Genomic DNA, 3,150 nt, shown 5'->3' with positions numbered 1-3,150 from the left:
GCGGCACTTGCCAGCCATCGGCATAGGCGATGGCGGAAGCAGACACGACGGGCCAGGCGTCCTGGTCCGGGCCGAGCGGCCCCGAGCCTTCCCACGGCAGGCGGTTGGAGGCCTTGCGACCGGCATGGGCAAGCTGCGTGCCGAATTTCGCGCCGGGCGTCGCCACCCTCTTGGCGGCGTCGAGCRCCCATTTGGCGGCTGCTTCGTTGGCGTCGGAATAAAGCCCGAGGCAGCCATGGCTGATGCGGCCGCGCCGCTCGACATCGGTCATCTCGACGGTGACCATGCCGGCACCCGACATCGCCAGGTTCATCCAATGCTGGAGATGCCATACCGATGCCGAGCCGTCATTGGCCGAATACTGGCACATCGGGGCCACGGCGATACGGTTGGGAAAGTCGAGATGGCCAAGCGTGATTGGCGAAAACAGATGAACGGTCATGGCGGCTCCTGGGGGCTGGAAAGGCGAATGTAAAGCGTTTGAAGCCGCCGGCAACCGTGTTGCATGGGGCCACGCCGTGCTAACAGTCGGCGCGATGAATGCTGTGCTGCGGTGAGGGGGAGATCATGAAGTCAAGAGACAGGCTCGAAGCGATCCTGGCGCGGCTTGGCGCACGCGCCAAGGACGAGCGGGTCTTCGCCAAACTCTACGGCGAAGCCGCGCGGGCCGCGGCAGACGCTGCCGATGCCAGGGCAAGGGCAGGGCTGTCGCTCGGGCCGCTCGACGGCGTCATCGTTTCGATCAAGGACCTGTTCGATGTCGCTGGCGAACCGACCCTTGCCGGTTCGGTGCTGCGGCGCGATGCAGGGCCTGCGGCGCAGGACGCCATGATCGTTCGCCGCCTGCGTCGGGCAGGGGCGGTGATCATCGGCAAGACCCACATGACCGAATTCGCCTTCACCGCGCTCGGCCTCAATCCGCATTATGGCACACCGGGCAATGCGGCCGATCCGACGCTCATTCCCGGCGGCTCGTCGTCGGGCGCCGGCGTATCGGCCGCCGAAGGCACCTCCGATATATCAATCGGCTCCGACACCGGCGGCTCGGTACGCATCCCCGCTGCCCTCAACGGCGTTGTCGGCTTCAAGCCGACGGCGCGGCGCGTGTCGCTTGACGGCGCATTCCCGCTGTCGCCATCGCTCGATTCCATCGGCCCGCTCGCCAAGACGGTCGCGCAGTGCATTGCCGCCGACGCCATCATGTCCGGCAAGGAGTTTGGCGAACTGTCGCCGCTGTCGCTGTCTGGTCTGCGCATCGCTGTTCCACGCGGCCGCCTGCTCGACGGGGTTGAAGCGAGCGTCGCTTCAGTTTTCGAGCATGTGGTGAACCAGCTCGCCAAAGCAGGGGCTACGGTGACCGAGTGCTTCATCGACGACCTGCTGGCCGAATACCGCGCGGCGACACGCTCGGGATCGATAGCGGCCATCGAAGGGGCTGCGATCCACGCCGACTGGCTCACTAATGGCGCGTCGGTTCCCATCGATCCCAATGTCAGCGGCGCGCTCGGCCGGGCAATGAAGGTTCCCGCGGTCAGCTACATACACACGATGAACCGGCGCAGGGAGCTTGTCGCCGAGATGGACGCGCGGCTGTCGGCCTATGACTTCATCGCCATGCCGACGACGCCGCTCACGGCCCAGCCGATATCAGAGATGCTGGCCGATGGCGCACACGCCGACCGCGTCGAAGGCTTGTTGTTGCGCAACACCCAGGTCGCCAACCAGTTCGACCTTACCGCCTTGTCGCTGCCGATGCCCGATATGGCGCGACCCGCAGGGCTGGCGCTTGTCGCGCGCCACGGCCACGATCGCCGCCTGCTTGCGGCCGCGCTCGCCGTCGAGGCGATGCTGCGCGAGTAGGAGGGGGCCGACCTCCTGGCCACTTGCGGAGCCGGGTCAAATAATGGTCACTTAAGAACGACCCGTGGCGGGCCGGAATCGTACGAGGAGAAAATCTGATGCCATCGACAATGAAGGGCCCCGCGATCTTCCTCGCTCAGTTCGCCGGCGACACTGCGCCATTCAATTCTCTGAAATCGATTACATCCTGGGCGGCGGACCTCGGCTACAAGGGCGTCCAGATCCCGACGCCGGATGCGCGCCTGTTCGATCTGGAAAAGGCGGCGACGTCGAAAACCTATTGCGATGAGATCAAGGGCGTCTGCACTGACGCAGGCGTCGAGATCACCGAACTGTCGACGCATCTTCAGGGCCAGCTGGTTGCGGTGCACCCCGCTTATGACGCCCAGTTCGACGCGTTCGCCCCGGCAGCCGTCCACGGCAATCCGGCGGCACGGCAAAAATGGGCGGTCGAGCAGATGAAGCTGGGCGCGCGCGCCTCACAAAATCTCGGCCTCAAGGCATGCGTGTCGTTCACCGGCGCCCTTGCTTTCCCTTATCTCTATCCCTGGCCGCAGCGGCCGGCGGGGCTGATCGAGGTGGCTTTTGCAGAACTCGGCAAGCGCTGGACGCCGATCCTCGACGCTTATGACGATGCCGGCGTGGACCTCTGCTTCGAGCTTCATCCGGGCGAGGACGCGTTCGATGGCGCCACCTTCGAGATGTTCCTGGACGCAGTGGGTGGTCACAAGCGCTGCAACATCAATTACGATCCCTCGCACTTCCTGTTGCAGCAGCTCGACTATCTCGCCTTCATCGACATCTACCACGAGCGCATCAAGGCGTTTCACGTCAAGGATGCCGAATTCAACCCGAGTGGTCGCCAGGGCGTCTATTCCGGCTATCAGGGTTGGCTGGGTCGCGCCGGCCGTTTCCGTTCGCTCGGCGACGGCCAGGTCGATTTCTCCGGCATTTTCTCCAAGCTCGCGCAATATGGCTACGACAGCTGGGCGGTGCTGGAGTGGGAATGCTGTCTCAAGCACCCAGAAGACGGTGCCGCCGAAGGCGCGCCTTTCATCGAAAGCCACATCATCCGCGTGACCGACAAGGCCTTCGACGATTTCGCTGGCGGGACGAGCGACCGCAAGGTGCTCAGGGCTATGATGGGGATTTGATCTAAGCTCGCGCCGCCCCTCATCCCCCTGCCGGGACCTTCTCCCCGCAGGCGGGGAGAAGGGGGAGGTGGCGAGGTTGCAGTTAGCCTCCTTCTCCCCGTCGCTATTCGGGGAGAAGGTCCCGGCAGGGGGATGA

Annotated in this window: 3 protein-coding genes; 2 read left to right on the top strand and 1 reads right to left on the bottom strand. The window is 64.7% G+C overall.

Going from position 1 to position 3,150, the window contains the following annotated elements; translation table 11 throughout:
* The coding region (locus tag AC1DUU_RS27430) for an oxidoreductase (protein ID WP_476786507.1) at positions 1-442 on the bottom strand (442 nt) is incomplete at its 3' end.
* A gap of 125 nt (positions 443-567) precedes the next feature.
* On the opposite strand from AC1DUU_RS27430, the gene AC1DUU_RS27425 reads away from it, so the two are divergent.
* Positions 568-1,860, top strand: a complete 1,293-nt coding sequence (locus tag AC1DUU_RS27425) for an amidase (protein ID WP_476786506.1) — start codon at positions 568-570, stop codon at positions 1,858-1,860.
* A 98-nt stretch (positions 1,861-1,958) separates the two neighbouring features.
* Complete coding sequence (locus tag AC1DUU_RS27420; RefSeq protein ID WP_476786505.1) at positions 1,959-3,014, top strand: sugar phosphate isomerase/epimerase family protein; 1,056 nt, start codon at positions 1,959-1,961, stop codon at positions 3,012-3,014.
* Positions 3,015-3,150 lie beyond the last annotated feature (136 nt).

It is taken from the genome of Aminobacter sp. P4_H6_2, assembly GCF_056400805.1.
The sequence above is the reverse complement of the archived record's forward strand: the minus strand, read 5'-3'. Positions and strand labels throughout refer to the sequence as shown.

What these genes read in the sequence shown, in the direction of transcription:
- AC1DUU_RS27425 (WP_476786506.1), top strand. Translation starts at nt 568, where the DNA reads ATGAAGTCAAGAGACAGGCTCGAAGCGATCCTGGCGCGGCTTGGCGCA.
- AC1DUU_RS27420 (WP_476786505.1), top strand. Translation starts at nt 1,959, where the DNA reads ATGCCATCGACAATGAAGGGCCCCGCGATCTTCCTCGCTCAGTTCGCC.